This window comes from Thalassospira permensis NBRC 106175, assembly GCF_000714555.1.
GTDB classification, from domain to species: domain Bacteria; phylum Pseudomonadota; class Alphaproteobacteria; order Rhodospirillales; family Thalassospiraceae; genus Thalassospira; species Thalassospira xiamenensis.
The window spans coordinates 1-25897 of sequence record NZ_AUNC01000028.1 but is presented as its reverse complement, the minus strand read 5'-3'; the positions used below and the strand labels follow the sequence as shown (position 1 = coordinate 25897).

At 55.9% G+C, this 25897-nt stretch carries 31 protein-coding genes; 23 read left to right on the top strand and 8 right to left on the bottom strand.

The annotated features are described in order from the left end of the window. The first annotated feature begins 2 nt into the window (after positions 1-2). From rplF to SMB34_RS14095, 12 genes are all read left to right on the top strand, one after another. Positions 3-536, top strand: coding sequence for a 50S ribosomal protein L6 (gene rplF / locus SMB34_RS14150; RefSeq protein WP_007091492.1), 534 nt, complete (start codon positions 3-5; stop codon positions 534-536). Positions 537-547: 11 nt separating this feature from the next. Then, complete coding sequence (rplR, locus tag SMB34_RS14145; RefSeq protein WP_007091491.1) at positions 548-901, top strand: 50S ribosomal protein L18; 354 nt, start codon at positions 548-550, stop codon at positions 899-901. Between the two features lie 11 nt (positions 902-912). Further along, a complete protein-coding gene (rpsE, locus tag SMB34_RS14140) occupies positions 913-1494 on the top strand; it encodes a 30S ribosomal protein S5 (protein ID WP_007091490.1) in 582 nt (193 codons plus the stop codon). A 6-nt stretch (positions 1495-1500) separates the two neighbouring features. Next, a complete protein-coding gene (gene rpmD, locus SMB34_RS14135; RefSeq protein WP_007091489.1) occupies positions 1501-1695 on the top strand; it encodes a 50S ribosomal protein L30 in 195 nt (64 codons plus the stop codon). Between the two features lie 30 nt (positions 1696-1725). After that, entirely contained in the window at positions 1726-2211 is a 486-nt protein-coding gene (gene rplO, locus SMB34_RS14130) for a 50S ribosomal protein L15 (protein ID WP_037990970.1), read from the top strand. 81 nt (positions 2212-2292) lie between these two features. Beyond that, positions 2293-3639 (top strand): preprotein translocase subunit SecY, encoded by a 1347-nt coding sequence (gene secY, locus SMB34_RS14125; RefSeq protein WP_007091487.1) that lies wholly within the window; start codon positions 2293-2295, stop codon positions 3637-3639. Between the two features lie 37 nt (positions 3640-3676). Further along, complete coding sequence (locus SMB34_RS14120; RefSeq protein WP_037990968.1) at positions 3677-4321, top strand: adenylate kinase; 645 nt, start codon at positions 3677-3679, stop codon at positions 4319-4321. Between the two features lie 120 nt (positions 4322-4441). After that, complete coding sequence (rpsM, locus tag SMB34_RS14115; protein ID WP_007091485.1) at positions 4442-4810, top strand: 30S ribosomal protein S13; 369 nt, start codon at positions 4442-4444, stop codon at positions 4808-4810. Between the two features lie 15 nt (positions 4811-4825). Next, on the top strand, positions 4826-5218 hold the full coding sequence (rpsK, locus tag SMB34_RS14110; RefSeq protein ID WP_007091484.1) for a 30S ribosomal protein S11: 393 nt from the start codon (positions 4826-4828) through the stop codon (positions 5216-5218). A 120-nt stretch (positions 5219-5338) separates the two neighbouring features. Next, positions 5339-6355: a DNA-directed RNA polymerase subunit alpha gene (locus tag SMB34_RS14105; protein ID WP_007091483.1), complete on the top strand. Its 1017-nt coding sequence runs from the start codon at positions 5339-5341 to the stop codon at positions 6353-6355. A 196-nt stretch (positions 6356-6551) separates the two neighbouring features. Then, positions 6552-6983 (top strand): 50S ribosomal protein L17, encoded by a 432-nt coding sequence (gene rplQ, locus SMB34_RS14100; protein WP_007091482.1) that lies wholly within the window; start codon positions 6552-6554, stop codon positions 6981-6983. Between the two features lie 228 nt (positions 6984-7211). Next, entirely contained in the window at positions 7212-8651 is a 1440-nt protein-coding gene (locus SMB34_RS14095; RefSeq protein WP_007091481.1) for a DegQ family serine endoprotease, read from the top strand. A 99-nt stretch (positions 8652-8750) separates the two neighbouring features. On the opposite strand, the gene SMB34_RS14090 is transcribed toward SMB34_RS14095, so the two are convergent. Further along, positions 8751-9965, bottom strand: coding sequence for an MFS transporter (locus SMB34_RS14090; protein WP_037990964.1), 1215 nt, complete (start codon positions 9963-9965; stop codon positions 8751-8753). A gap of 45 nt (positions 9966-10010) precedes the next feature. Beyond that, the gene (locus tag SMB34_RS14085) at positions 10011-10430 is read right to left on the bottom strand and encodes a PadR family transcriptional regulator (RefSeq protein WP_037990963.1); all 420 of its coding nucleotides are present in this window, start codon (positions 10428-10430) and stop codon (positions 10011-10013) included. A 152-nt stretch (positions 10431-10582) separates the two neighbouring features. On the opposite strand from SMB34_RS14085, the gene SMB34_RS14080 reads away from it, so the two are divergent. From SMB34_RS14080 to SMB34_RS14060, 5 genes are all read left to right on the top strand, one after another. Next, positions 10583-11893, top strand: coding sequence for a replication-associated recombination protein A (locus SMB34_RS14080; RefSeq protein WP_037990961.1), 1311 nt, complete (start codon positions 10583-10585; stop codon positions 11891-11893). 119 nt (positions 11894-12012) lie between these two features. Continuing rightward, a complete protein-coding gene (locus tag SMB34_RS14075; protein ID WP_007091477.1) occupies positions 12013-12618 on the top strand; it encodes an FMN-dependent NADH-azoreductase in 606 nt (201 codons plus the stop codon). A gap of 209 nt (positions 12619-12827) precedes the next feature. Next, positions 12828-13355 carry a DUF1499 domain-containing protein gene (locus SMB34_RS20710; RefSeq protein ID WP_051682309.1) on the top strand — a complete coding sequence of 176 codons (528 nt, stop codon included), beginning with the start codon at positions 12828-12830 and terminating at the stop codon, positions 13353-13355. 101 nt (positions 13356-13456) lie between these two features. Continuing rightward, positions 13457-13849 (top strand): fluoride efflux transporter CrcB, encoded by a 393-nt coding sequence (gene crcB / locus SMB34_RS14065; RefSeq protein WP_007091475.1) that lies wholly within the window; start codon positions 13457-13459, stop codon positions 13847-13849. Beyond that, entirely contained in the window at positions 13846-14943 is a 1098-nt protein-coding gene (locus tag SMB34_RS14060) for an RluA family pseudouridine synthase (protein ID WP_037990960.1), read from the top strand. Before crcB ends, SMB34_RS14060 begins: the two co-directional genes overlap by 4 nt. A gap of 88 nt (positions 14944-15031) precedes the next feature. On the opposite strand, the gene SMB34_RS14055 is transcribed toward SMB34_RS14060, so the two are convergent. Beyond that, positions 15032-15304 (bottom strand): hypothetical protein, encoded by a 273-nt coding sequence (locus SMB34_RS14055; RefSeq protein ID WP_007091473.1) that lies wholly within the window; start codon positions 15302-15304, stop codon positions 15032-15034. Between the two features lie 203 nt (positions 15305-15507). On the opposite strand from SMB34_RS14055, the gene SMB34_RS14050 reads away from it, so the two are divergent. Both SMB34_RS14050 and SMB34_RS14045 read left to right on the top strand, forming a co-directional pair. Next, positions 15508-16206: an HAD-IA family hydrolase gene (locus SMB34_RS14050; RefSeq protein WP_007091472.1), complete on the top strand. Its 699-nt coding sequence runs from the start codon at positions 15508-15510 to the stop codon at positions 16204-16206. Further along, positions 16196-16681 carry an SRPBCC domain-containing protein gene (locus SMB34_RS14045; RefSeq protein ID WP_037990958.1) on the top strand — a complete coding sequence of 162 codons (486 nt, stop codon included), beginning with the start codon at positions 16196-16198 and terminating at the stop codon, positions 16679-16681. Before SMB34_RS14050 ends, SMB34_RS14045 begins: the two co-directional genes overlap by 11 nt. Positions 16682-16687: 6 nt before the next feature. Here SMB34_RS14045 and SMB34_RS14040 read toward each other — a convergent pair whose 3' ends face one another. Beyond that, positions 16688-17302 carry an HAD family hydrolase gene (locus SMB34_RS14040; RefSeq protein ID WP_037990956.1) on the bottom strand — a complete coding sequence of 205 codons (615 nt, stop codon included), beginning with the start codon at positions 17300-17302 and terminating at the stop codon, positions 16688-16690. Between the two features lie 279 nt (positions 17303-17581). Between SMB34_RS14040 and SMB34_RS14035 the strand changes: the two genes are divergently transcribed. Then, the gene (locus SMB34_RS14035) at positions 17582-18406 is read left to right on the top strand and encodes a dienelactone hydrolase family protein (protein WP_037990954.1); all 825 of its coding nucleotides are present in this window, start codon (positions 17582-17584) and stop codon (positions 18404-18406) included. An 80-nt stretch (positions 18407-18486) separates the two neighbouring features. Here the strand turns inward: SMB34_RS14035 and SMB34_RS14030 are convergent, their stop codons facing one another. The 3 genes from SMB34_RS14030 to SMB34_RS14020 form a co-directional block, all read right to left on the bottom strand. Next, positions 18487-19257, bottom strand: a complete 771-nt coding sequence (locus tag SMB34_RS14030; RefSeq protein ID WP_037990952.1) for an ABC transporter permease — start codon at positions 19255-19257, stop codon at positions 18487-18489. 18 nt (positions 19258-19275) lie between these two features. Beyond that, positions 19276-20070, bottom strand: a complete 795-nt coding sequence (locus SMB34_RS14025) for an ABC transporter ATP-binding protein (RefSeq protein ID WP_007091467.1) — start codon at positions 20068-20070, stop codon at positions 19276-19278. Between the two features lie 77 nt (positions 20071-20147). Then, a complete protein-coding gene (locus tag SMB34_RS14020) occupies positions 20148-21170 on the bottom strand; it encodes an ABC transporter substrate-binding protein (RefSeq protein WP_007091466.1) in 1023 nt (340 codons plus the stop codon). Between the two features lie 265 nt (positions 21171-21435). Here SMB34_RS14020 and SMB34_RS14015 point away from each other — a divergent pair, with 265 nt between their 5' ends. Continuing rightward, a complete protein-coding gene (locus SMB34_RS14015; protein ID WP_240478834.1) occupies positions 21436-22155 on the top strand; it encodes an ATP12 family chaperone protein in 720 nt (239 codons plus the stop codon). Positions 22156-22171: 16 nt separating this feature from the next. Here SMB34_RS14015 and SMB34_RS14010 read toward each other — a convergent pair whose 3' ends face one another. Then, positions 22172-23149: an ABC transporter ATP-binding protein gene (locus SMB34_RS14010; protein ID WP_037990951.1), complete on the bottom strand. Its 978-nt coding sequence runs from the start codon at positions 23147-23149 to the stop codon at positions 22172-22174. Positions 23150-23456: 307 nt separating this feature from the next. Between SMB34_RS14010 and SMB34_RS14005 the strand changes: the two genes are divergently transcribed. Both SMB34_RS14005 and SMB34_RS14000 read left to right on the top strand, forming a co-directional pair. Then, positions 23457-24989, top strand: coding sequence for an acyl-CoA carboxylase subunit beta (locus SMB34_RS14005; protein WP_007091463.1), 1533 nt, complete (start codon positions 23457-23459; stop codon positions 24987-24989). A gap of 29 nt (positions 24990-25018) precedes the next feature. Further along, on the top strand, positions 25019-25897 hold an 879-nt coding region (locus SMB34_RS14000; protein WP_037990949.1), incomplete at its 3' end, for an acetyl-CoA carboxylase biotin carboxylase subunit.

Genomic DNA, 25897 nt, shown 5'->3' with positions numbered 1-25897 from the left:
CGATGTCGCGAGTAGGAAAAAACCCGGTGGTCGTGCCTAGCGGCGTTACCATCACCCTGACCGAAGAACAGATCAGTGCAAAAGGCAAGCTCGGTGAGCTTCGTCTGCCGCTGACCTCGGACGTAACTGTTTCACAGGATGACAACCAGATCACCGTGAAACCGGCCAACGATACCAAGCGCGCCCGTGCCCTTTGGGGTACCACACGCGCCAATATCGCAAACCTCGTAACCGGGGTTTCGGACGGCTTCACCAAGAAACTGGAAATCACCGGTGTTGGTTACCGTGCGCAGGTCCAGGGCAATAAACTGGTTCTGCAGCTTGGCTTCTCTCATGACGTGGAAATGGAGATCCCCGCGGGTCTTAACGTCGTCGCAGAAAAGCCGACCCTTATCGCCATCTCTGGCGCAGATAAACAGCTCGTTGGTCAGTTCGCTGCAAATGCACGCGGCTGGCGCGGTCCGGAGCCTTACAAAGGCAAAGGTGTCCGTTACGAAGGCGAGTATATCTTGCGCAAAGAAGGCAAGAAGAAGTAAGGACTGGCACGATGAAAAACGCGAGAAACCTCTTCGAGCGCCGCAAACGCCGCGTTCGTTTTGCGATCCGCCAGAAAGCGGCCGGTCGCCCGCGCCTCAGCGTGCACCGTTCCAACGCGCATATCTATGCACAGATTATCGACGATCTGGCAGGCAAGACTCTTGTCTGCGCTTCGTCGGCCGAGAAAGATCTCGGTGGCAAAGGCAGCAATGCCGAAGCAGCTGTGCTGGTCGGTAAAGCTATTGCCGAACGTGCCGTTGCCGCTGGTGTGAAAACGGTCGTATTTGATCGTGGCGGGTATTTGTTCCATGGCCGGGTGAAAGCTCTGGCCGATGCCGCCCGTGAGGGCGGTCTGGACTTCTAAGGAGCACGACCATGGCACGTAATCAGAATACACAACAGCAGCAGCAGGCGCCGAAAGCCCGTGAAGAAAACGAACTCGTCGACAAGCTGGTTGGTATCAACCGCGTCGCGAAAGTCGTTAAGGGCGGCCGTCGCTTTGCTTTCTCCGCAATGGTTGTCGTCGGTGACCAGCGCGGTCGCGTCGGATACGGCACGGGCAAAGCCCGTGAAGTTCCGGAAGCGATCCGCAAGGCTACCGAAGCAGCCAAGCGCAACATGATCCGCGTTCCGTTGCGTGAAGGCCGTACCCTTCACCACGATGTGCAGGGCCACTTTGGTGCAGGTCGGGTTATTCTCCGTTCTGCTCCGGCTGGTACCGGTATCATTGCTGGCGGTGCGATGCGCGCAGTTTTCGAAACCATGGGTGTTCAGGACGTCGTGTCCAAATGCACCGGTTCGAACAACCCGCACAACGTTATCCGTGCAACTCTTGACGCTCTGGTCAACGGCGCTTCACCGCGTCAGGTCGCTGCAAAACGCGGCCTGAAGGTTGGCGAGATCGTTGCCCGTCGCGATAGCGGTTCGGCTGCGGCCGCCGTTCTCGAAAAGGAGTAATTCGATATGGCTGCTAAGAAAAAAGCGACCGTTCGCGTTACCCAGACGGGTTCGCCGATCGGACGTCCGGCTGATCAGCGCCAGACCCTTGTGGGTCTTGGCCTGAACAAACTGCACCGGACTCGTGAGCTGGAAGATACTCCGGCTGTTCGCGGTATGATCGCCAAGGTCAAGCACCTCGTCCGCGTGGACGAGGCCTGATTGGCCCCCAGATCGAAAAGGTGTTGATTAATGAAACTCAACGAACTTGCCGATAACCCGGGTGCCCGCAAGGCGCGCACCCGCGTCGGTCGCGGTATCGGTTCGGGCAAAGGCAAAACTTCTGGCGCAGGTCAGAAGGGTCAGACGTCCCGTTCCGGTGTAGCGATCAATGGCTTCGAAGGCGGGCAGATGCCAATCTACCGTCGTCTTCCGAAGCGCGGCTTTAAAAATCCGTTCCGGAAACTGTTCGGTGTCGTGAACCTTGGTACCCTTCAGACCGCCGTTGATAACGGTGTTCTTGAAGAAGGTGCGAATGTCACCATCGACGTTCTGGTCGAAAAAGGCCTGGCCCGTCCGCAGAAAGACGGTCTGCGTCTGCTCGCTAAAGGCGAACTGAAAGCGAAACTGAACATCGAAATCACCGGTGCTTCCAAGTCGGCTATCGAAGCCGTCGAGAAAGCGGGTGGCTCGGTCAAGGTTCTTGCTCCGGTTGCCGCAGCAGAAACCGCAGAATAAGCCTCTATGACTACGTGAGGGTCCGGTTCCCAAGATTACGGGACCGGACCCTCCAGTTTTAGCCTATTGGGAGATAAGTGCATGGCATCGGCCGCCGAGCAGCTTGCCGCGAACCTGAACTGGTCGTCTTTTTCTAAGGCAACCGAGCTTAAAAAGCGCATCTGGTTCACGTTGGGCGCGCTTATAGTTTACCGTCTGGGAACATATATCCCGATTCCCGGCGTTGACCCGTCCATTCTTGCTGATATTTTCCAGCAGAATGCTGGTGGCGTCCTGGGCATGTTCGACATGTTTGCTGGTGGTGCGCTTGGGCGTATGACCATCTTCGCGCTGAACATCATGCCTTACATCTCCGCCTCGATCATCATTCAGCTGATGACCACTGTTTCGCCAAGCCTTGAGGCTATGAAAAAAGAGGGCGAACAGGGGCGTAAAAAGATTAATCAATATACCCGTTATCTGACCGTTGTGATCGCCACGATCCAGGCATGGGGCATTGCCGTTGGTCTTGAAAGCATGAGCGGTTCATCCGGCTCTGCGGTTCATGATCCGGGCATGTTCTTCCGCTTTACTGCGGTTGTGACCCTGGTTGGCGGCACCATGTTCCTGATGTGGCTGGGCGAACAGATCACCCAGCGCGGTATCGGTAACGGCATTTCGCTTATCATTTTCGCCGGTATTGTTGCGGGCCTTCCGGCCGCGATTGCGGGCACGCTTGAGCTTGGCCGTACCGGCGCGATTTCGGCACTGGTGATCGTTGCGATCATCGTGCTGGCGATTGCCGTCATTGCCTTCATCGTGTTCATGGAACGTGCCCAGCGCCGTGTTCTGATCCAGTACCCGAAACGCCAGGTCGGCATGAAGGTCATGGAAGGTCAGAGCTCGCATCTGCCGCTCAAGATCAATACGGCCGGCGTTATTCCGCCGATCTTTGCAAGCTCGCTTCTGCTGATGCCGCTGTCGGTTGCACAGTTCACTGCCGGTGCGGATGCGCCTGCGTGGCTTAGCACGGTGACAGCACTGCTTGGCCGTGGCCAGCCGCTTTATATCGGTCTGTATATCGCGCTGATCGTCTTCTTTGCCTTCTTCTACACCGCGGTTGTTTTCAACCCGGAAGATACGGCAGACAACCTGAAAAAGCATGGCGGCTTCATTCCGGGCATCCGTCCGGGCAAGAATACCGCCAACTACCTGGATTTCATCCTGACCCGCCTGACGGTCATCGGTGCAGCGTATCTGGCATTTGTCTGTATCCTGCCAGAGCTTCTGATCGCCGAATGGTCGGTGCCGTTCTACTTTGGTGGGACTAGCTTGCTGATCGTTGTCACGGTAACCATGGATACCGTAGCACAGATCCAGTCGCATATGCTGGCACACCAGTATGAAGGCCTGATCAAGAAATCCAAATTGCGTGGACGCCGCCGCTAAGGCGGCGCCACCAAGACCATCAGGGGGACGGACAACAATGAACATTATCCTTCTTGGCCCTCCGGGTGCTGGCAAAGGGACCCAGGCAAAGCGTCTTGAAACGGGACGCGGCATGATTCAGCTTTCGACCGGTGACATGCTGCGTGCAGCGGTCGCGGCCGGTACCGAGCTGGGGCAGAAGGCAAAGGAAGTCATGGATGCGGGCAAGCTCGTCTCCGACGATCTGATGATCGGTCTGATTTCCGAACGACTTGATCAGGATGATACCAAGAACGGTTTCATCCTGGACGGTTTTCCGCGCACCACAGCCCAGGCACATGCCCTGGATGTGATGCTGGAAACCAAGGGACTGGCACTTGATTATGTGATCGAGTTGCGGGTTGATGATGCCGCCCTTGTGGCACGTATCGTTGGTCGCTACACCTGCGCGAAATGCGGGCAGGGATACCATGATGAGTTCCAGAAACCCAAGCAGGACGGTGTTTGCGACGTATGTGGCAGCACCGAATTCAAACGCCGTGCGGATGACAATGCCGAGACGGTCACCTCGCGACTGGAAGCTTATCACAAGCAGACAGCACCGATCATTCCCTACTATGAGAATGCCGGTAAGCTGAAAACAGTTGACGGGATGGCCGAAATCGACGAAGTTACGCGCGAGATAGAAGCCATCCTGGGGTAATTTCCCGGGCAGGGCATTTTTTTGCTGGCGGGTTGGCAGTATTGCTGGCCCGCTTTTGCAGCGCCCCGTCCTACCGGATCTGCCGCAGGGTTTGTTAACAGGAAACAGGAGTCTCACACAGTGGCTCGTATTGCTGGCGTAAACATCCCGACCGCTAAGCGCGTCGTGATTGCGCTTACCTACATCACCGGCATTGGCCCGGCGAAAGCTAAAGAAATTTGCGCAAAGGTTGGCATCGAAGCAGCAACCCGCGTTCATCAGCTCTCTGATGACCAGGTTCTCAAGGTGCGTGAAGTCATCGACGCTGATTACACCGTCGAAGGCGACCTTCGTCGTGAAACCGCAATGAACATTAAACGTCTGATGGATCTGGGTTGCTATCGCGGCCTGCGTCATCGTCGCGGTCTCCCGGTACGCGGTCAGCGTACCCACACCAACGCCCGCACCCGCAAGGGCCCGGCTAAGCCGATCGCTGGCAAGAAGAAGTAAGGTAGGGGACAGACAATGGCAAAAGCTCCTCAGACTCGCGTGCGTCGCCGCGAGCGGAAGAACATTACGAACGGTATCGCGCACGTAAACGCGACCTTCAACAACACCATGATCACCATCACCGACGTTCAGGGTAATACCATTTCCTGGTCGACCGCTGGTGGTATGGGTTTCCGCGGTTCGCGTAAATCGACCCCGTATGCTGCACAGGTTGCTGCCGAAGACGCAGGTAAAAAAGCTGCTGAACACGGCATGAAAACCCTTGAAGTTCAGGTTAAAGGCCCGGGTTCGGGACGTGAATCTGCTCTTCGTGCGCTTCAGGCGGTTGGTTTCACCATTACGTCGATCAAAGACGTAACGCCGATCCCGCATAACGGTTGCCGTCCGCGTAAACGTCGTCGCGTCTAATCGCGCCGATCTGCGGACGACCCCGCGTTTGGGCCCGGGCGACCGGGCCTCTTCGCGTTTCTCGCGGGGGCCAATTTTGTGCCCCCCTTACCATAGGCTCCAGTTGCGAAGGTGGGTCTCGTGATTCAAAAGAACTGGCAGGAACTGATTAAGCCGACCAAGCTTGATGTTACTCCGGGTACGGATGCCAGCCGCATCGGTACGATCGTGGCGGAACCGCTGGAGCGCGGTTTTGGTCAGACTCTGGGTAACGCGCTGCGTCGCATTCTGCTGTCGTCGCTCCAGGGTTCGGCGGTTACTGCGATCCAGATTGACGGTGTATTGCACGAATTTTCGTCGATCCCGGGTGTGCGTGAAGATGTCACCGACATCATCCTGAATATCAAGACCATGGGTGTGCGCATGCATGCCGAAGGTCCGAAGAAAATGGCGCTTAAAGCGACTGGTCCGGGTGCTGTCACCGCGGGTCAGATCGAAACCGGTGCCGACATCGAAATCCTTAACCCGGATCTCGAGCTGTGCCATCTTGATGATGGTGCGACGCTGAACATCGAATTTACCGTTGATAACGGTAAAGGCTATGTTGCTGCGACTTCGCATCGTTCGTCGGATGCGCCGATCGGTCTTATTCCGATCGATGCAATCTTCAGCCCGATCCGTAAAGTGGCCTACAAGGTGGAAAACACCCGTGTTGGTCAGGATACCGATTATGACAAGCTGTCGCTGACCGTTGAAACCAACGGCTCGGTCACCCCGGAAGATGCAATGGCACTTGCTGCCCGTATCCTTCAGGACCAGCTGTCGCTGTTCGTCAACTTCGACGAGCCGGAAGCGGTTGTCGAAGAGAAGAAAGAAGACGAACTGCCGTTCAACCGCAATCTGCTGCGCAAGGTCGACGAGCTCGAGCTCTCGGTCCGTTCGGCAAACTGCCTCAAGAACGACAACATCATCTATATCGGTGATCTGGTTCAGAAAACCGAAGCAGAAATGCTTCGTACGCCGAACTTCGGCCGTAAATCGCTGAACGAAATCAAGGATGTTCTGGCGCAGATGGGCCTGCATCTTGGTATGGAAGTCGGCGGTTGGCCGCCGGAAAACATCGAAGAACTGGCGCGTAAGTTCGAAGACCCGTTCTAAGACGGGGCTTCGGCCTTCGGGTCGGTGCTTTTTGACTGACGGGGCAGGCGTTCTGCCCCAACCAGAAACCCGGTTTTCGGAATTTCTGGCGGGCTGGTGCCCAAAACCGCACGTGCATGACCTGATTTAGTCAGGGTGGCGGCGCGGTATCACAATCGGTTTCGTGCGCGAAGCCAAGGCAATAAGGAGAGTTCCTATGCGTCACGGTATGCAAGGCCGTAAGCTTAATCGTACTTCGTCCCATCGTAAGGCGATGTTCTCTAACATGGCGGTTTCGCTGCTCACCCACGAGCAGATCAAAACCACTCTTCCGAAGGCCAAGGATCTTCGCCCGTATGTCGAAAAACTGATTACGCTGGGCAAGCGGGGCGACCTGCATGCACGCCGTCAGGCCATTTCGATCCTGCGTGACGAGAAAGTCGTTGCCAAGCTGTTCGGCGAAATTGCTGATCGCTACAAAGAGCGTTCGGGTGGTTACACCCGCGTTCTGAAGGCTGGCTTCCGTTATGGCGATGCTGCTCCGGTTGCTGTGATCGAACTCGTTGATCGCAACCCGGAAGCCAAAGGCGCGGAAGACCGTGCTCGCCTTGAAGCAGAGGGCGAAGGCGAAGAAGCGTCTGCTGAATAAGCAACGTTTCGGCCTTTAAGATAGAAACGGGCGGTGCCAATGGTGCCGCCCGTTTTCTTTTGGTTTTATCGCGGCAGCGAAATATTTCAAAATTCATCATATTTCCGCCAAGGTTGCGCGTAAATCCTGATCACCCTACTTTCTGTCGGTATCCAGGGTTCTGACCCTGACCCTAACCAGACTGTTTTCCGCGCTGACCCGCTTTACGAAGAAAAGAGAGAGTTCGACGTGCAGGCACGATTGATTGCGACCGTCATGACCGGGATCATGATTGTATCAGGGGCCATGTTTGGCCAGATTGGCGTAGCATCCGCACAGGATCGGCGCCTGCCCGAAAGCCAGACCGAAATAAAGATGTCGCTGTCGCCGCTGGTGAAGCAAACCGCGCCGGCCGTTGTGAACATCTATACCAAAAAGGTCGTCACCACCCAGCAACGCAGCCCGTTTTTCAACGATCCGTTCTTTCGGCAGTTCTTTGGCGAACGGTTTGGCGGTGCATTCGGCGCGCCGCGCCAGCGGGTTGAACGGTCGCTTGGTTCCGGGGTGATTGTATCGTCGGATGGCACAATCGTGACCAACCATCACGTGATTGATGGTGCCAGCGAGATCCGCGTTGTTTTACATGATAATCGCGAATTCGATGCCGATCTGGTCGGTTCGGACGAACGCACCGATCTGGCCGTTCTGCGTCTGCGTGATGTGAAGGATGAATTGCCGGCCATCACGCTTGGCGATTCTGACGCGGTCGAGGTCGGCGACCTTGTCCTTGCCATCGGCAACCCGTTCGGGGTGGGACAGACCGTGACCAGCGGCATCGTTTCCGCACTGGCGCGTGCCGGTGTGACCGGGCAGGATTATCAATCCTTTATCCAGACCGATGCCGCGATCAATCCGGGGAACTCCGGCGGGGCGCTTGTTGATATTGATGGCAATCTGATCGGGGTGAATTCGGCAATCTTTACCAAATCGGGCGGGTCAAACGGCATCGGTTTTGCCGTGCCGGTCAATATGGTCAAGGTGGTGATGCGTGGCCTGATCAGTGGCGATCTGCGTCGCCCGTGGCTGGGGGCGGCAGGGCAGTCGGTAACCGCCGATCTGGCGGCGTCGCTTGATCTGGATCGCCCGCATGGTGTTCTGATCAACGAAGTCCGCGATGGCAGCCCGGCGGATCGTGGCGGCCTTAAACCCGGTGATGTGGTGGTTGCGGTGAATGGTCTTCCTGTCGATAACCCCAACGAGCTTAAATTCCGCATTGCAACACTGGAACTTGATCACAATGCCGAGCTTTCCGTGCTGCGCAAGGGGCAGGAAGTGATGCTCCGGATGCCGCTTGAAGTCGCACCCGAACTGCCTGCGCGTGATGAAACCGAGGTCGAAGGCCGCAATCCGTTCAGCGGATCAAAAATCGCCAATGTGAACCCCGCACTTGCCGATGAAATTGGCATTGATACGCTGAGCAACGGTGTCATCGTCCTTGCCGTGCAGCGCGACAGCCTTGCGCGCCGTGCCCGCATTCAACCCGGTGATTATATCGTCGAGGTCAATGGTGTGCCGATTGACACCGTGGCCCGCCTGAAGGACGTTATCAAAGCCGGTGAACGCGGGCGGGACTGGTCCATTGCGGTCAAACGCGATGGCAAGGTTCTGACCGCTGAATTCCAGCTTTGATTCTTGTCAGCCAATAGATAGACAGAACCGGGGATCATTCCCCGGTTCTGTCGTTTTTGTCGCTGACAATCGATAGCGGCAGATGGTCGATCTGGCTTTTCATGATGCCGCTGATCTGGCCGTATCGGTTTTAAGAAACATCATCGCCAGACAGCTGAGTAAACCCAGCCCGACGGTCAGAAGCACTGCCCGGACGCCATATCCGTCGATCAGCAATCCGAACAGAAACGGGGCGGCGGCCTGCGCAAAGCGCGACGGTGCCATCAGAAACCCCTGCCGCAGGCCATAGCCAACTGGCCCGAACAGGGCAAGGGGCAAGGTCCCCTTGGCGATGGTCAGGATACCATTGCCCGCCCCATGCAGGCTTGTGAATATCATCCCGACGGGACCGGCAAAAACCAGCAGAAGCGATGCGCCAAGCGGATGGGCAAAGCCTGCTATCCGGGCGGAAATCAGTGGATGCATGCGTTGCAATACACCGAATTCCAGCAATCGTCCCGCGACCTGTGCCGGGCCGACGAGCGAGGCGGCAATAATCGCATCCGCCGTATCCATCCCCGAAATTTGCAACAATCGCGGCAAATGGGCGGCCATGGCGGTTGCGATAAACCAGCTTGCGGCGAAAATGAATGCCAGCAGGATCATCGGTACGGTGAAATATCCCGGCGTTACCGCCGTATCCGCTTTGACCCTGACATTATCGGGATTGTCAGCAGGGGCCTTGGCTGGGGCCATATGCTGGCCGTTTCCGGCCGGGATGATCAGGCGGTTTAGCGGCAACCCGACAAGCAAATGCATCGCTGCCCAGAAAAAGCAGGCGGCACGCCAACCATATTCGATTTCAAGCCCGGCCGATATCGGCCAGCAGATCGTGCTGGCAAATCCGGCAATCAATGTGATGCCGGTGATCGGCCCGCGTGCACCACGCCCAAAGATCCCGGCAAGGGTTGCGAAGGCCGCCTCGTAAAGTCCCATCGCCATACCGGCCCCGATGATGAGCCACGCCATGCACATGGCGATCATACCGTTCGACAGGCCAAGCAAACCAAGGCCAAGCGCGAAGACAAGGCTTGAAACCGTCAGGATATTGCGCCCGCCAAACCGGTCGATCCGCGCACCTGCCATCGGGCCCAGAAGGGCCGCAACCACAAGTGCCAGCGAAAAGGCACCAAACGCCCAGCCGGTCGGAATGCCGAATTCCTCTGCCATTGGGGCGGACAGAATGGCCGGCAGATAAAGTGTCGATCCGAACCCCAGTGTTTGTGCGCTGCCAAGGGCGATAATGATCGGCATTTTTTTGGGGGCTTTGGTCATGATTTGATGCCTCGATCATCGAGGTATGATGGCCAGAAAAAAGGACTACTCACAGCATGCCTTTCCCTGTGGTTGGGGGACCGGGGTGGTGGAGGATGCCGTGCGGGTCTGGGTTGCATCCCGGCTGGCAAGGATATGCTGGGTCACATCCATCCATGCCTCGGTCGCGACCCGGAATGCATCGCGCCCCTTGTCGGTCAGTTCGTAAACCTTGCGCTGGCGGCCCTGAACGACTTCGGGGTGCGATGTCAGGTATCCACCGGCCTCGAATTCGTTCAGAACCGGATAGACGGTTCCTTCGGAAGGGGAACAGCAGCCATTGGTGGTTTTTTCGACGGCCTGAACGACCTCGTAGCCGTGCATCGGCTTGCGATGCAAAACGCACAGCACGAAAAACTTCGACAAGGACATTTTGATTGTGCCCTGCCAATAGGAACGGTCAGTATAATCGGCAATCTGTTTCACGTCGGTGTTTCCGGCTGGTTTGATGGCGCGAACGGTATACCTCGATGGTCGAGGTGTCAATATTCTTGCCTTATCGCTATAAACCGGTCGATGTTCGTGATAAGTTCCGCGCAAAACCGGTCGCAAGATAACAATAGGAACATCTGCCCGATATGGCGTCACTGTTTGAAAGTCAGGCATCCCGGCCCTTGGCCGACAGGCTGCGTCCGGCCAAGCTGGATGAGGTTGTCGGACAGGGGCATCTGTTCGGGGATGAGGGACCGATCACGCGCATGATCAATACCGGGCGTGTGCCATCGGTGATTCTTTGGGGGCCGCCCGGTTGTGGCAAGACAACACTGGCCCGCCTGATGGCCGATGTTGCCGATATGGCGTTCGAGCCCTTGTCGGCGATCTTTTCCGGGGTGGCGGACCTTCGCAAGGTGTTTGACCGGGCACGCGGGCGGCGGGCAACCGGGGCATCGACCCTTTTGTTCATTGATGAAATCCACCGTTTCAACAAGGCACAACAGGACAGCTTCCTGCCGTTTGTTGAAGACGGCACCATTACCCTGATCGGGGCGACAACCGAAAACCCCTCGTTCGAGCTGAACGCGGCGTTGCTGTCACGCTGTCAGGTGCTGGTGCTTAAACGGCTTGATGATCAGGGTCTTGAAGAGCTTCTGGTGCGTGCGGAAAAGGAAATGGGGTTCGAGCTGCCCCTGTCGCCCGAAGCACGGGTGACGCTGCGCGCCATGGCCGATGGGGATGGCCGTTATTTGCTGAACCTTGCCGAAGAGCTGTTTTTGCTGCCGCCCAGTGACGATGGGCCGCTTGGCGTTGCCGAATTGTCGCGTACCGTGCAAAAGCGCATGCCGCTTTATGACAAGGGCGATGACAGTCATTATAACCTGATCAGTGCGCTGCATAAATCGGTGCGCGGGTCAGACCCGGATGCGGCCCTGTATTGGTTTAATCGGATGCTGGCCGGGGGCGAGGACCCGAAATTCGTCGCGCGCCGCATCACCCGCATGGCGGTCGAGGATATCGGACTTGCCGATCCGCAGGCGCAGCAGATTTGTGTTGGCGCGTGGGAGGCTTATGAACGCCTTGGCAGTCCCGAAGGCGAACTGGCGCTGGCGCAGGCGGTGATCTATCTGGCGCTGGCCCCCAAATCAAATGCCGGTTATGCCGCCTATAAACGATCATTGAAGGTCGCACGCGATACCGGGTCGCTGATGCCGCCTGCCCATATCCTCAATGCGCCGACCAAGCTGATGAAGGATATCGGCTATGGCAGTGGCTATGCCTATGACCATGATCAGGAAGATGGTTTTTCCGGGCAGAATTATTTTCCCGATGGCATGCGCCGCCAGAATTTTTACGAACCGGTCGAACGCGGTTTTGAACGTGATTTGAAAAAGCGGGTCGACTATTTCGATAAATTACGCCGGGAACGTCAAAAGCAGCGCGGCGAAGACTAACCGGCAGGTGTGTTGTTCTCTTTTGGTCAACAATCTGGTGAAAAGACATCGGATAATCATCGTCATGGAAACTGTTAAAGTCGGGGTAACAGAAACAAACCCGGACTTGGAGAATTCACATGACTTCGATCCTGCATATCAATGCCTCGGTTAACGGCGAAAATTCCAATTCGCGTCAGATCGCATCAAAGCTGATCGAACGTATTGTTGCCGCAACTCCGGCTGCCAATGTTGTTGAACGTGACCTGAACGACAAATCGATCCCGGCCCTGACCGGCGAGATTGTCGGCGCGTTCTATACCCCGGCTGAAAACCGTACCGAGGCACAGAAAGACGTGATCGCCGTTTCCGACAAACTGGTTGCCGAGCTTCAGGCATCCGACGTCGTTGTGATCGGTGCGCCGATGTATAATTTCTCGGTCCCGTCGACGCTTAAGGCCTGGGTTGACCTGATCGCCCGTGTCGGTGTGACCTTCAACTACACTGAAAATGGCCCGAAAGGCCTGCTTGAAGGCAAGAAAGCCTATATCGTTGTTGCCACCGGCGGTGTTCCGGTCAACAGCCCGGCCGATTTCGCGACCCCGTATCTGAAACAGGTTCTTGGTTTCGTCGGTATTTCCGATATTGACGTTATCGATGCATCCGGTTTCGCGGTAAACGCTGAAGAAGCCATGGAACGTGCGATTGCCAATGTGGCTGCTGCACCGCTTCCGACGGCGGCATAACGCTTACGGCCTGTTGCATTGCCCGCGGGAAATCGATCATCGCAATCCACCCCCCCCCGTTGCGGTCCATTGGTTTCCCAAAAATGCCCGAACGAGCATCTCGTTTGGGCATTTTCGTATTTGTTAACTTGACGAATTACAGGAATTAACCGGTATTTAGGGAGTCTTGCGTTACAGCAGGGCACGCAAAACGGGAACGGGGAATTTTTGTGAAACGCGTAGCGATTGTACTGGCATGGCTTCTGTTTGTCGGCGGACTGACATTTGCCGTAATCCGTTTCAGCGGATTGCTCGACAGTATGTTGATGGCAGATGAGCCAGCAGACATCAGTCTGGGACCGGATATCGACCTGCCGCAATCACCGACCTATTTCCTGGTCTGCCCGCCGGATGCCTGCCCATCGACCGATCGCAACGTGCCAAGCCCGGTATTCGATGCATCGCCCGATACCGTCGCAACCGCCTTGCAGGCAACCGCGGGCGCACAAGGCATGAAACTTGTCGAGGGGAATGGATTGGCGCTTGAATTGCGCTTCCTTGCCCGGACGCCTGTTTTCCGTTTTCCCGACTGGGTTGATGTCAAGGTCATTCCCGGTGAAAATGGCGGCAGCCGCGTTTTTGCCTATTCCCGATCCGTCTATGGCAGTGACGATTTCGGCCAGAATGAAAAACGCCTGAAATCATGGATGGCGGCAACCGTCGCCCTGATTGGCCGGCAGGCCGCGCCGCAGAACTGATTGTTCGTTTGCGACGGGGCTTGGTTGGTGTACCGGAATGCGACCCGCCCATGATGTTTTCACACGTGACTTTTCAGAACTGAAAGACTAGGTTCCGCGCCATGCAATTTTCACCGTTGTTTATCGCATCCATCGCATTGGGCGGGGCTATCGGGGCGGTTGCCCGATATGGTGTTTCGGCCCTGATGGGCGCGACACTTGGTCATGGATTTCCATGGGGGACTTTGACGGTCAATATCGTCGGCTCCTTCCTGATGGGACTTCTGATCGAGCTTTCGGCGGTCAAGCTGTCGCTCAGTCCTGAAATGCGGGCCTTCCTTGTGACCGGCTTTCTGGGGGCGTTTACAACGTTTTCGACTTTTTCGCTCGATGTCGCGACCTTATATGAACGCGGTAATATCGGCCTTTCGGGCCTTTATGTCGCGGTTTCGGTCTGCGTTGGCATCGCAGCATTGTTCGGCGCAATCGCGCTGGTAAGGGGAGTTCTGCAATGAGTGGCGTCACTCTGCGCAAGGTTAAGAATGACGAAGCCGAAATGCGGCTGGATCGCTGGTTCAAACGGAACTGCCCGGAATTTACCTTTGGGCAGGTTCAGAAGTTCCTGCGGGGTGGTCAGATCCGTGTTGATGGCAAACGTGCCAAGGCCGGTCAGCGCCTTGAGCCCGGTCAGGAAGTCCGTGTTCCGCCCGCGCCGGTCATGTCGGGCGGCGGTATGGGGCCATGGGCGGAGGGCAATTACGATGCGGCCAATGCGGCCCAGCATGTAAAATCCGGCCCGGCCAAATCGAACGCGACCGAGGAAGAACTTCAGGCGCTGCGCGATTCCGTCATTTTCTATGACGAAGTGGTTCTGGCGATCAACAAGCCCGCCGGTCTGGCGGTGCAGGGCGGGACCAATACCGACCTTCATGTTGATGGCATGCTTGATGCGTTAAAGCTTGATAGCAAGGAACGCCCGAAACTGGTGCATCGTCTTGATAAGGACACCAGCGGCGTGCTGTTGCTTGCACGGTCGGCATCGGCGGCCAATGCCCTGACCAAGGCATTCAAGGACAAGACCACGCGGAAATTGTACTGGGCGATTGTATCGGGTGCGCCCGATGAACGCGAAGGCCTGATTGATGCCCCGCTTGCCAAACATGGCGGCAAGGGCGGTGAAAAGATGGTCATCGACGAAAAAGAAGGCAAATCTGCCCAGACGATCTATCGTCAGTTGGCGCGCGCCGGACGTCGTGCGGCGTGGCTTGCCCTGTCGCCGCTGACCGGTCGTACCCACCAGCTGCGCGCGCATTGTCAGGCGATGGAATGCCCGATCCTTGGCGATGGTAAATATGGCGGGGCCAAAGCGTTTCTTGATGGACTGTCAAACCAGATGCATCTGCATGCGCGTGCGATTGACTTTCCCCATCCGGTGACCGGCCATCGCGTCGTGATCGAAGCCCCGGTGCCCGAACATTTCAGCGCAACCATCAAAGCGCTGAACTTTGATCCGAAAACGCCGACCAAATTCCTGACACCGGAAATCCACCGGGAAAAGGAAATCAAACCGAAACCTAAGGCAAAGCCGTCCCGGTTGCGTAAAAGATAACGGATGCGGTCAGTGTCCGAAACGCGAAAAGCCGACGCAGTGCGTCGGCTTTTTCGTCCCTGTCAACGGCGTTGATGACAATCGATCTTTAAGGGCGCGCGACCATTTTGTCGAAGCGGTTGATAAACGCATCATGAACCCGGCGCAGATGTTGGGCGTGGACCGTATTTCCCGTACGTTCGCACATTTCCGCCTGGCTTTTGATCATAATAGCAATCCGTTTGCGCCCCCGTGGGGTGTGCACCATGCTTTCGCCTTCCTCAAGGGCGGTCAGAAGGGGGATGTGTTCACACTCGGCAATCGCGAGGATTTCCTCCTCGCTCAGATCGCTGAAATCGATGCAGTCCCGAAGTGTGAGCATGTTCAGCCTCCGCAGTTTGCGTGCTAACAGAATCATCCTAACCCTACCTTGGGGTGTTCGGAAGTGTGTTTAAATTTACCATTGGTTTCCATTGCTTGCCGCAGAGCAAAAAATGCGTCGACTTTGCATGGGCTAGAGACTCGATCTTTGGCGGACTTTGGAATAATCTCCGCCGCGATATGAACAGAACTGGATGACTTTTGATGGCGAACGATCCGCTCAGGCTTGTGGTTTTTGATTGTGACGGTACGCTGGTTGATAGCCAGCATGCGATTGCGCATTGCATGGATCATGCCTTTGCCGCACATGACCTTGATTGCCCCGGCCTTGAAAAGACACGTACCATCATCGGTCTGAGCCTGCCTGAAGCGATCCGCAAGCTTGCCGCACCGGGCATGATCGATGACGCAATTATTGAAGGCGTCACCGCGGCCTATAAGGCGGCATTCTTTGAATTGCGCCAGACCCCGGATTTTTACGAGCCGCTTTTCCCCGGTGTGCGCGAAATGCTGGCCGCACTGGATACGCGCAACTGGCTTTTGGGGGTTGCGACGGGCAAGGCGCGCCGCGGGCTTGATGCCGTGCTGGCGCGCAACGCACTTGAAGGCCGGTTCGTTACCCTTCAGACATGCGACAATCATCCGTCCAAACCCCATCCGTCGATGTTGCACGCCGCCATGGATGAAACCGGCGTGGATGCGCCCAATGCGGTGATCATTGGCGATACCGCCTATGATATCGAAATGGGCCGGGCGGCGGGGATGCTGTCGATTGGTGTCAGTTGGGGCTATCACGATATTGAAACGCTGAACAAGGCCGGGGCGCATGCCGTGATTGATCATTTCGATCAGCTGCCCGGATTGCTGGAAACCATGTGGGGAACCGGCCGCGATGCTGCCTGAAGCCGATCACAAAGATGACGATCTGAAACCGATCCGGGTGGAAATCACCGTTCCGGTCGAACCGGAATACGCGTTCGAGGCATTCACCAATGGCTTTGGCAATTGGTGGCCGACCGACAGCCATTCGCTGGCGCGTGAAAACTGCAAATCTGTCGAAATCAATCCGGGCCTTGGCGGCAAGATTGTCGAGCATGCCAAGGGCCGCGATCCGGTGGTCTGGGGCACTGTCGATATCTGGCAGGCAGGCGAACATGTTGCCTTTACCTGGCATCCGGGCTGGGAAGAAGGGGCTTATACCCGCATCAGTGTCACGTTCGAACAGAATGCCTTTGGCCGCTGTGTGATCCGGCTCAAGCATTGGGACTGGAAAAATCTGGGCGAAATCGCCCCGATGGTCCGCGACGGCTATGAAAGCGGCTGGAAATATGTTTTCGAACAGTGCTTTGCCAATTACCTGACGGCCAAGCGGCACTGACTGTTTTTAAAGCAGGCCATATTCCATCAAATCACGACGCAGGCGGATCGGGTCACGGAACCAGTGGGTGGCAAAGCCCATTTCGCGCGCCTGCTGAATATTCTTTTCACTGTCATCGATAAACAGGGTTTCGCGCGGATCAAGCTTGAACCGCGCGGCGGTCAGATCGAAAATCTGCGGGTCGGGCTTGGCCAGTTTTTCCTGACCCGATACCAGAATGCCTTCGAAATGGCTTAGGAAACCGAACCGTTCAATCGCATGCGGCCAGGTATCCGCCGACCAGTTGGTCAGCGCAAACAAACGCACATTGCCGCGTGATTTCAGTTCTTCAAGAATATGAACGGTGCGGTCGATCGAGCCCTTCATCATTTCCGGCCAGCGGTCCATCCATGCTGCGATCTGGTCGCTATATTCCGGATAGCGATGCTGAAGATCGGGGATCGATTTGGCAAAGCGTAGCGCACCCTTGTCATGCAGGAAATTCCAGTGCGGATGACAGATTTCTGTAAGGAAACGTTCCATTTCGGCATCATCTTTGAAAATCTTGCGATACAGATGCCTTGGATCCCAATCGACCAGAACGCCGCCCAGATCAAAAAGAACCGTTTCGATAGTACGCATGATTTCCTCGGATGATTGGGAACGGGATCGACGTTTGGCTGTTAAAGCAGGCAACAGCAGACAGGGCAAGGGGACATTTGCATGACAATTGCCAGGATGGCGGTACAAAGGGTTGATCTGTAAAGGGTTTGAGTGCGTACTCTTTGGGGTGACAGGGATTTGTGACGCGCGCGTGATTTGCAAATTCTTCGCATCTTGCGAAATGATGACGCGAAGAGCATCATGCAAAATACAACCTGAAAAAACGCCTGATCGTAACAAGACAGAGGAGGCTTGAATATGTGCACGCTTGACGGATGTGGCGTAAACGACCATCTCGGCCCGCCGCCGAAGGCCACGGATGAAGATCGCCGTCTGTTCCTTAAAGGCGCGGTTGCCTTGCCGCTTGCGGTTATTCTGGCCGATCCGATTTTGGTCCATGCCGCCGGATCGACATTGTCCCCCGTGACCATCACCACGCCGGGCGGGGAAAAAATGACCGCCGAAATCGCCATGCCGGCAACCCTTCCGGCCCCGACCGTCATTCTGATCCATGAATGGTGGGGCCTGAATGATCAGATCCGCGCGGTTGCGGCAGAATATGCCAAGCAGGGCTATATCGCGCTTGCGGTTGATCTGTATGGCAAGCCACCTGCAACCACGGCGGATGGGGCAAAGGCGCTGATGTCGGCGGTCAATCCGGCGATTGCCACCGAAAAATTGCAGGAATCCGTCAAATTCCTTAAAAATCACAAGGATTCAACCGGCAAGGTGGGAACGGTTGGCTGGTGCTTTGGTGGTGGCTGGTCGCTCAATACCGCGCTTGCCGCCGATGTTGATGCGGTTGTTGTCTATTACGGCAATGTCAAAAAGACCGCCGAGCAGGTTTCAACCCTGAACGCGCCGCTGATGGGGCATTTCGGCACCCTTGATAAAAGCATCAACAAATCGATGGTCAATGGGTTCGAGGAATCCCTCAAGGAAGCCGGGAAAACCGATTACCAGATTTTCTGGTACGAGGCCGACCACGCCTTTGCCAATCCGACCGGTGGCCGTTATGACGCCGAGGATGCCAAACTGTCGTGGGAACGCACGATGGGTTTCTTTGATACCCATCTGTCCTAAGGCTTTATCGCAATCGCCAGAACATCAAAAGGCCGGGGTTTTCCCGGCCTTTTACGTGCCCAAGCGGTGCGACGAAGCTCTTAATTGGTCGGATTTCCGCGATTGGCCCATTTGGTGGACCGGCGTTCGATGATGTTAAACAGCTCGTACATCGCAATCCCCATCACCGCGATCACCAGCAACCCGGCAAACACCAGCGGCATGTTGAATTTCGATGATGCCGACAACATCAGATAGCCAACACCAAGGTTCGATGCGACGGTTTCCGAAATCACCGAACCGACAAAGGCCAGCGTGATCGCGACCTTAAGCGATGCAAAGAAATAGGGCATGGCGCGAGGGAAGCCGACCTTGATCAGAATATCGCGCCGGGTCGCGCCAAGGGATCGCAACACATCGCGCAATTCGGGTTCAAGCGTTGCCAGTCCCGTCGCCACATTGACGACAATCGGGAAAAACGAAATCAGGAATGCGGTAATGATTGCGGGCACCGTACCGATGCCGAACCACATGACAAGGACCGGGACCAGTGCCACCTTTGGCACCGAATTGAACCCGACCAGAAGCGGGTTGGCCGCGTCATAAACCGCCTTGCTGGACCCGACAAGCGCGCCCAGAACCACGCCAAACACAACCGCAATGGCAAAGCCCGCCAGGGTCGTATAAAGCGTATGAACCGCATGCATCCAGATCGCACCGCGGAAATCCCAGCCGACCATGATGCTTTCCGACGGGGTCGGCAGGATATAGACCGGAATATTGAAAATCCGGACAATCAGTTCCCAGATCACGAAAAGCCCGATTGCACTGATCCAGGGAGTGGCTTTGGACAGGTCTTTTTTCTTGGCCATGATGCTTTCAACCTTCCCTTATGCCGCGCGCACGTCACGGATGTGACTGCGCAATTCGTGGACCAGATCGGTGAAGGGCTGCGTGAATGTCGTTTCCTGATCGCGTGGGCGGGGCAGGGTGTTTTCACGCTGGACCAAAATCGTACCCGGGCGCTTGGACATCACATAAATCGTATCGGCGAGATAGGCTGCTTCGCGCAGATCATGGGTGACAAGAATGACGGTAAAGGGCCGCACCATCCAAAGGTTCTGCAGAATGTCCCAAAGCTCTTCGCGGGTGAAGGCGTCAAGGGCACCGAACGGCTCGTCGAGCATCAGAAGGTCCGGTTCATGGATTAATGACCGGCAGAGCGATGCGCGTTGCTGCATCCCGCCTGACAATTCCCACGGGTATTTGTCTTCGTGCCCGGCAAGCCCGACACTGGCGAGAAGCTTTCGCGCGCGGTCTTCATATTCGGCACGGTGCTTGCGCAGGCGGTTGCGATGCGGTTTGACGATTTCCATCGGCAGCAGGACGTTATCAAGGGTCGTTCGCCACGGCAGAAGGGTCGGGTTCTGAAACGCCATGCCGACGATCTTAAGCGGCCCGGAAACTTCCTTGTTATCGACGATAACCGTGCCTTCGCTGGGCGGCATCAATCCCGATACCAGTTTCAGCAGCGATGACTTGCCACATCCCGAAGGTCCGACAACGGCAATGAATTCGCCCTTGTTGATCTTCATGTTTGTTGTTTCCAATGCCAGATCGTCACCTTCGCTGTAACGAAGCCGGACATTGTCGAGTTCGACAAAGCTGTTCGACACGGCAGTCATCCCCCTGCGTATCCTGATGATTTATTATGTATCGGGGCCGGTTTGCCCGGCCCCGTTTGCGTGGTCTGGCGTGGCAGTTATTTCAGCATCCGGTCTTTATCGCCGGGCATGAAAATGTCGGTGAAGATATCCGCAACGGTTGGCTTGTTTTCAATGCCAAATGCCAGGCTGACCTGGTCAATCGCCTTGTTCATGCGGTCGGTCTTGATCTGGCCCATGCCTTCTTTAAGCGTCACCTCGGTGACGACATTGTCATCAATCGTCATCTGAAGGCGCTGCAATTCAAGGGCCGGGTCAATCAGCGGATCGGTATCCTTAAGGGCCGCAATGGCTTCTTCGGGGTTGGCAATCGCATCACGCCATCCCTTGACGACCGCACGCAGGAATGCGCGCAGTTCTTCCGGATGGTTTTCCATCATGTCGGGCGATGCAATCATCGCATTGCCATAGAAATCCATGCCGTAATCGAAATATTTGAAAACGGTCAGATCATCCTTGGAAATGCCCTGTGCCTGAAGGTTCAGGATTGATGTGAAATAGTGACCGGTGATCGCATCAACGTCACCACGCACCAGCATCGGTTCGCGCAGCGGCGGGTCCATGCTTTCCCATTTGACATCGTCAAGCTTAAGCCCGGTTGCCTGTGCAAAGGCCGGGAAAAGTTTGCGCGATGCATCGAAAACCGGCGCGCCCAGCGTCTTGCCAATCAGGTCTTCGGGCTTGGTGATGCCGCTTTTTTTCAGCATGAACAACGAAAACGGCGGGCGGTCATAAACCATGAAGACCGACTTCATCGCGCGATCTGGGTTCGATGCATTGAATTCCAGCATCGAGTTGATATCGGCAAAGCCGACATCATAGGCGCCGCTGGCAACGCGTGTGATCGAACCGACCGATCCGTTGCCGGAATCAATCGTCACATCAAGGCCTTCGTCGGAGAAATAGCCCTTTTTCTTGGCCAGCACATAGGGGGCTGCCGGGCCTTCGAATTTCCAGTCGAGTGTAAATTTGATCGCCATCTGGGCCATGGCGGATTGCGCACCAAGTGCAACGGCAATGCCGACGGTCGCGCCAAGTAGCCGCGCTTTAAGTCTCACCATTAATGAAGCCTCCTGTTTCGGGTCCTTTTGACGACCCATTGACCGAATGATACCCCTGATCGCACAGCAATGCCTGTGCCAAATCCCTTTTTTGCCGGTTTTCCTGATATGAAGGGACTGTTACGGGCAGAGTACGGTTGTTTAATAAATGGTCAATGGGGTAAATTGATCAAAAATTATACAGAAATTCTTGATAATCGCCTTTGAACATGGCGGTCCAATCAAATCGCTTGCACATGGAAACGGATTTGGGCATATCGCCATCATGCTTACAAAATCGATCAAACGTTTTTACAAAAAAGCCGAAGCCGTGCGCGACGAAGATGCGCAGGGCTGGCGTATCCATCTGGACGGAAGGCCGGTAAAATCGCCGTCCAAGGCCGAATTTGTGTTGCCGGCGGAACCGTTGGCGCATGAAATTGCGGCCGAATGGGATGCGCAGGGGGAAAAGGTTCTGCCGACCACGATGCCGATCATGCAACTGGCCGCAACCGCGATTGACCGCGTGCGCCCGCACCGGTTTGGCGTGATTGCGGAACTGACCGGATTTGGCCGGTCTGACCTGTTATGCTATCGCGCATCCTTCCCCGATGACCTTGTCCGCCAGCAGGCCGAAGCATGGCAGCCGTTGCTTGACTGGGCGCATCATGAACTGGGTGTGTCGCTTAAAGTGACCGAGGGCGTGATGCCGATCTCGCAGGAAGACGAGGCCCTTCTGCGTATTCAGGACGAGATCGAGGCACTTGATGATTACTACCTGACAGCCCTTCACACCCTGACGACGGTGTCGGGATCGGTGATCATCGGGCTTGCGACCCTGCGCGGCCGGATCAGTGCCGAGCAGGCGTTTGAGGTTTCTCAGCTTGATGAAAGCTATTCCATCGAGCATTGGGGTGCTGATGCCGAGGCGGTTGCGCGCCGCGAACGTCATCGCGCGGAACTGCTGGCCGCGGGGCGGTATCTTGATCTGATCGGGCAGCGATAAACATTCGTTGCCCTGATCAATTCATCCATTTCGCGATCATGCGATGCTGTACGGCGGCCTGTGCCGCCATCCGGTAATAGGACAGCAATTCGCGCATTGGTGATGACATCCGGTCAAAACCGGAAATGAACGCGACAATAATCCCGACCGATGTTTCGCCTTTGATCGCAAGATAGCCGCCGACAATCAGCACCGAAAGCGGGGCAAGCGCATTAAGCAGATTGATCAGGGTTTTCATTCCGAACTTGAGGATGAAAAACCACATGCGGTTGTTATAAAGGTAACTGATGCCGCTATGGATCGGGTCCAGAAGTTCCTTGTGATCGTCATCTTCGCCGGGGTGGAGTTCGCTTAGTTCGTCGCTGACTTCGCGCATTTTTTCCACGCGCTTTTCAATCAGCCGGTTGATCTGTTTTTGAATGACCGGCACCAGCGCGATTTGCGGGATCAGGGCAAGAATACCGATCAGTCCGATGATCGGCTCGACACTGACCATATAACCGATCCCGAAAATCAGCATCCCCGCATTCACGACCGGCTGCGACAATCCATCGCCCACAAAGCCGCCCAGTTTTTCGATTTCCGATCCGATGATCGAAACTGCCCGGCCATTTTCGCCTTCGCCATTGCCGGTGCGGTCTTCGGCGTAAAGGCGGCTGAGATGGCGGCGGTTGTGGCGGATCGCACTTTCACTGAGCCAGCCTTCATACATCCGAAGCGTGAATTTGGTCGCCGAATGAACCACAACAACCGCCAGATAGATCACCGCCAGCACAGTCAGAAGCGACATATCCTGTTTGCTGATCGCATCGTCGACAAGGCGGCGTTGCAGTTCCAACGGCACGATGCCAAGGGCCGCCACCGATATGGCAATCAGGCAGACAGCGATCTGGTGCCGGCCGCTCATAAGCCAGATATAACGCCATAAGGATTGCGCAGGGCGATCATCGCCGGTGGATTTCGGCTCGTGCGGGCGGATGCGAAACAGCTTCATGAAATGACCGTTCTGATGGATATCATAAAGCCTTAACGCGCCAGAAGCCGTTTGGTGCCCGGTTTGTCCTGAATATTGGTATTTGCCGACCTGCTTCTAGACTTTAGTCCAGCCCGTCCTTACATATCGCAATGACGTTAGGGAAATCAGGCCTTTACAGGCTATTTTCATCTTGTGCCAGACTGTGAAAAATAATTGGCATTCCAGTACCGAATAATGCTATTCCAAATCATCATTCAGATTGCATCACCGGCATGACCATCGTCATGAATGCATTCCGGGCGGCCCAAAATAAGGATCACGCAATATGCAGGATATTATCGCCAAGCTCGAAGTCAAACGCGCAGAGGCGGCCATGGGCGGCGGTCAGCGCCGCATCGACAATCAGCATGCCAAGGGCAAATTGACCGCGCGCGAACGGCTTGATGTTCTTCTTGACGAAGGCTCGTTCGAAGAATGGGACATGTTTGTCGAACATGATTGCGTTGATTTCGGCATGCCCGAAAACCGCATTCCGGGCGATGGCGTGGTCACCGGGCATGGCACGATCAATGGTCGGTTGGTGTTCGTCTTTTCCCAGGATTTCACCGTATTTGGCGGTGCGCTCTCGGGTGCCCATGCGCGCAAGATCTGCAAGATTATGGATCAGGCGATGAAAGTCGGCGCGCCCGTGATCGGGCTTAACGATTCCGGCGGGGCCCGTATTCAGGAAGGGGTTGAAAGCCTTGCGGGTTATGCCGATGTGTTCCAGCGCAATGTCGAGGCATCCGGCGTTATCCCGCAAATTTCCCTGATCATGGGGCCGTGTGCGGGTGGGGCTGTCTATAGCCCGGCCATGACCGACTTCATTTTCATGGTCAAGGACAGTTCCTATATGTTCGTGACCGGCCCCGATGTGGTCAAAACCGTGACGCACGAGGAAGTCACCCACGAGGAACTCGGCGGGGCGATGACCCATACCAGCATTTCCGGGGTGGCCGATCTGGCGTTTGAAAACGATGTTGATCTGTTGTTGCAGACCCGTCGTTTCATGGATTTCCTGCCGCTATCCAATAAGGAAAAGCCGCCCGCGCGCCTGTGCGAAGACCCGATCATGCGCGATGATTTCTCGCTTGATACGCTGGTGCCTGAAAATCCCAACATGCCCTATGACATGAAGGAACTGATCACAAAGGTCGTCGACGAAGGCGACTTTTATGAAATTCAGCCCGATCATGCCAAAAACATCATTATCGGCATGGCGCGCATGGATGGCCGCACGGTCGGCATCGTCGCCAATCAGCCGATGGTTCTGGCGGGCTGTCTTGATATCGCCAGCTCGAAAAAGGCCGCGCGGTTTGTGCGGTTCTGCGATGCCTATAACATTCCGATTGTCACCTTTGTCGATGTGCCGGGCTTCATGCCGGGCACCGCACAGGAATATGGCGGCATCATCAAACACGGTGCCAAACTGCTTTATGCCTATGCCGAGGCGACGGTGCCAAAGGTTACCGTCATCACACGCAAGGCTTATGGCGGGGCTTATGACGTGATGGCGTCCAAACATCTGCGCGGTGACGTCAACTATGCCTGGCCGACCGCCGAGATCGCGGTGATGGGACCAAAGGGGGCGGTGGAAATCATTTTCCGTGCCGATATGAACGATCCCGAAAAGATCGAGGCCCGCACCGAAGAATACCGCGAAAAATTTGCCAACCCGTTTGTCGCGGGGCGCAAGGGCTTCATTGATGATGTCATCATGCCGCATGGCACGCGCAGGCGCGTGTGCAAGTCGCTTGCGATGCTGCGCAACAAGGACATCAAAAACCCGGCCCGCAAACACGGCAACATTCCGCTTTAACCCGCGACGTCAAATTGGGAGCAAACAATATGTTCAAGAAAATCCTGATTGCCAACCGCGGTGAAATTGCCTGCCGCGTGATCAAATCGGCCCGCAAAATGGGCATTGCCACGGTGGCGGTTTATTCCGACGCCGATAAAAATGCCCTGCATGTTCAGATGGCCGACGAGGCCGTGCATATCGGCCCGGCACCCTCCAATCAGTCCTATCTGGTGATTGATAAAATCATCGATGCCTGCAAATCCACGGGGGCGGAGGCCGTCCATCCCGGTTATGGCTTCCTTTCGGAAAATCAGGCCTTTGCCAAGGCGCTTGATGCCGCCAAAATCGCCTTTATCGGCCCGCCGGTTGACGCGATTGCCGCGATGGGGGATAAGATCACCTCGAAAAAAATCGCCGCAGAAGCAGGTGTTTCAACCGTGCCGGGCTATATGGGCGTGATCAAGGACACCGACGAGGCGATCAAAATAGCCAATGATGTCGGCTATCCGGTGATGTTGAAGGCGTCTGCTGGCGGTGGCGGCAAGGGCATGCGCATTGCGCGCAACGATGCCGAATGCCGCGAAGGGTTCGAGCGCGCCACGTCAGAAGCCGCAAGCTCGTTTGGTGATGATCGCGTCTTTATCGAAAAATTCGTCGAAGAACCGCGCCATATCGAAATTCAGGTGCTTTGCGACAAACACGGTCACGGCATTTACCTTGGCGAACGCGAATGTTCGATCCAGCGCCGCCATCAGAAGGTCGTCGAAGAAGCGCCGTCGCCCTTTATTGATCCCGAAACCCGCAAGGCGATGGGCGAACAGGCCGTCGCACTGGCGCATGCGGTGAATTACTGCTCCGCCGGGACGGTGGAATTTATCGTCGATAAGGACAAGAACTTCTACTTCCTTGAAATGAACACCCGCCTT

Excerpts from the sequence above, each read along its gene's own strand:
- rplF (WP_007091492.1), top strand. The coding sequence starts at position 3 with ATGTCGCGAGTAGGAAAAAACCCGGTGGTCGTGCCTAGCGGCGTTACC.
- rplR (WP_007091491.1), top strand. The coding sequence starts at position 548 with ATGAAAAACGCGAGAAACCTCTTCGAGCGCCGCAAACGCCGCGTTCGT.
- rpsE (WP_007091490.1), top strand. The coding sequence starts at position 913 with ATGGCACGTAATCAGAATACACAACAGCAGCAGCAGGCGCCGAAAGCC.
- rpmD (WP_007091489.1), top strand. The coding sequence starts at position 1,501 with ATGGCTGCTAAGAAAAAAGCGACCGTTCGCGTTACCCAGACGGGTTCG.
- rplO (WP_037990970.1), top strand. The coding sequence starts at position 1,726 with ATGAAACTCAACGAACTTGCCGATAACCCGGGTGCCCGCAAGGCGCGC.
- secY (WP_007091487.1), top strand. The coding sequence starts at position 2,293 with ATGGCATCGGCCGCCGAGCAGCTTGCCGCGAACCTGAACTGGTCGTCT.
- SMB34_RS14120 (WP_037990968.1), top strand. The coding sequence starts at position 3,677 with ATGAACATTATCCTTCTTGGCCCTCCGGGTGCTGGCAAAGGGACCCAG.
- rpsK (WP_007091484.1), top strand. The coding sequence starts at position 4,826 with ATGGCAAAAGCTCCTCAGACTCGCGTGCGTCGCCGCGAGCGGAAGAAC.
- rplQ (WP_007091482.1), top strand. The coding sequence starts at position 6,552 with ATGCGTCACGGTATGCAAGGCCGTAAGCTTAATCGTACTTCGTCCCAT.
- SMB34_RS14090 (WP_037990964.1), bottom strand. The coding sequence starts at position 9,965 with ATGACCAAAGCCCCCAAAAAAATGCCGATCATTATCGCCCTTGGCAGC.
- SMB34_RS14080 (WP_037990961.1), top strand. The coding sequence starts at position 10,583 with ATGGCGTCACTGTTTGAAAGTCAGGCATCCCGGCCCTTGGCCGACAGG.
- SMB34_RS14075 (WP_007091477.1), top strand. The coding sequence starts at position 12,013 with ATGACTTCGATCCTGCATATCAATGCCTCGGTTAACGGCGAAAATTCC.
- crcB (WP_007091475.1), top strand. The coding sequence starts at position 13,457 with ATGCAATTTTCACCGTTGTTTATCGCATCCATCGCATTGGGCGGGGCT.
- SMB34_RS14060 (WP_037990960.1), top strand. The coding sequence starts at position 13,846 with ATGAGTGGCGTCACTCTGCGCAAGGTTAAGAATGACGAAGCCGAAATG.
- SMB34_RS14055 (WP_007091473.1), bottom strand. The coding sequence starts at position 15,304 with ATGCTCACACTTCGGGACTGCATCGATTTCAGCGATCTGAGCGAGGAG.
- SMB34_RS14050 (WP_007091472.1), top strand. The coding sequence starts at position 15,508 with ATGGCGAACGATCCGCTCAGGCTTGTGGTTTTTGATTGTGACGGTACG.
- SMB34_RS14045 (WP_037990958.1), top strand. The coding sequence starts at position 16,196 with ATGCTGCCTGAAGCCGATCACAAAGATGACGATCTGAAACCGATCCGG.
- SMB34_RS14040 (WP_037990956.1), bottom strand. The coding sequence starts at position 17,302 with ATGCGTACTATCGAAACGGTTCTTTTTGATCTGGGCGGCGTTCTGGTC.
- SMB34_RS14035 (WP_037990954.1), top strand. The coding sequence starts at position 17,582 with ATGTGCACGCTTGACGGATGTGGCGTAAACGACCATCTCGGCCCGCCG.
- SMB34_RS14030 (WP_037990952.1), bottom strand. The coding sequence starts at position 19,257 with ATGGCCAAGAAAAAAGACCTGTCCAAAGCCACTCCCTGGATCAGTGCA.
- SMB34_RS14025 (WP_007091467.1), bottom strand. The coding sequence starts at position 20,070 with ATGACTGCCGTGTCGAACAGCTTTGTCGAACTCGACAATGTCCGGCTT.
- SMB34_RS14020 (WP_007091466.1), bottom strand. The coding sequence starts at position 21,170 with ATGGTGAGACTTAAAGCGCGGCTACTTGGCGCGACCGTCGGCATTGCC.
- SMB34_RS14015 (WP_240478834.1), top strand. The coding sequence starts at position 21,436 with ATGCTTACAAAATCGATCAAACGTTTTTACAAAAAAGCCGAAGCCGTG.
- SMB34_RS14010 (WP_037990951.1), bottom strand. The coding sequence starts at position 23,149 with ATGAAGCTGTTTCGCATCCGCCCGCACGAGCCGAAATCCACCGGCGAT.
- SMB34_RS14005 (WP_007091463.1), top strand. The coding sequence starts at position 23,457 with ATGCAGGATATTATCGCCAAGCTCGAAGTCAAACGCGCAGAGGCGGCC.